Origin of the sequence: Mesorhizobium sp. M4A.F.Ca.ET.090.04.2.1, from assembly GCF_003999085.1 — a bacterium.
Taxonomy (GTDB): domain Bacteria; phylum Pseudomonadota; class Alphaproteobacteria; order Rhizobiales; family Rhizobiaceae; genus Mesorhizobium.
On record NZ_RZOT01000984.1, the window covers coordinates 1 to 661 of the forward strand.

At 66.9% G+C, this 661-nt stretch carries 1 protein-coding gene; it reads right to left on the minus strand.

The features are described from left to right. The coding region (locus tag EN781_RS33630; RefSeq protein WP_127400784.1) for an MFS transporter at window positions 1-655 on the minus strand (655 nt) is incomplete at its 3' end. Window positions 656-661: the final 6 nt, after the last annotated feature.

Here is a 661-nt window from a genome sequence, read left to right on the forward strand (position 1 = left end):
GCGTGCGGAAGGCGCTATTGGTGACGCCGACCGCGATGCAGCCGATCGAGCCGAGCGGCGAGATGCGCCAGACGCGCGGCAGGTCGAGCTTGACGTCTTCCGGCGGCGTCGGGTTGGAGCGGTCGCCGAGCGAGACCGGCACCAGCGACAGCGTGATCATCATCGACATGATGGCGAAGATGGCAAAGCCGCCGGCGCCGAAGATCGGGATCAGGAACTGCGCGCTGGTGACCGAGCCGATGTCGACCATGCGGTAGATGGCAAGCACGCGCGCGCGGTCCTTGTTGGTGACGCCGGAGTTGAGCCAGGCTTCCATCACGGTGAACAGGCCGGCGAAGCAGAACCCGCCGGCAAAGCGCACCGCGCACCACATGATAGGATCGATGACCAGCACAAGCAGCAGCGTGCCGGCCGAGGCGGTGGCGGCGAGCGCCGAGAAGGTCCTGACATGGCCGACTGCCTTCAGGATGCGGGTAACGGCCAGGCAGCCGAGCAGGAAGCCGGCGAAATAGAAAGTGCCCATAAGGCCGATGACGGGGGCGGAAAAGCCCTCCTGCGCGCCGCGCAGCGCGATCAGCGTGCCCTGCAGTCCATTGCCGCCGAGCAGGATACCGGCGGCAATGAGGAGCGGGATAAGCGGGCGGATCGAGGACATGAGGGG